The organism is Arthrobacter sp. GQ119, from assembly GCF_059759125.1.
Map to the genome: position 1 here is coordinate 1 of NZ_JCAXEA010000101.1, position 279 is coordinate 279.

At 60.9% G+C, this 279-nt stretch carries 1 protein-coding gene; it reads right to left on the reverse strand.

All coding sequences use genetic code 11. The features are described 5' to 3' along the window. Positions 1–278, reverse strand: a 278-nt coding sequence (locus tag AC6CH3_RS23540) for a pyruvate dehydrogenase E1 component-related protein (protein ID WP_498134725.1), incomplete at its 3' end; no start/stop codon positions are given. Position 279: the final 1 nt, after the last annotated feature.

Genomic DNA, 279 nt, shown 5'->3' on the forward strand with positions numbered 1-279 from the left:
TAACGGCGCTCGAACTCCTCGTTGCCCGGGAATTCCGCTTCCTGGTCCACCGGAATCGTGTTCACATAGTCCGTGGTGGTCACCATCGGAACCCCGACGCTCTGCGCGCCGGCACGCTGCAGGAGACTGCGCATGATGTATTGGGCACGCTCGGTGCCCTGTTCCCTGATCAGCGCATCCAGGGACTCAACCCATTCGGCGGTCTCTTCCGGATCACGATCAGGCAGCTGGTTAGTCAACCCGCTGAGGATATGGGAGGTATCTTCTCCTGCAGCCACG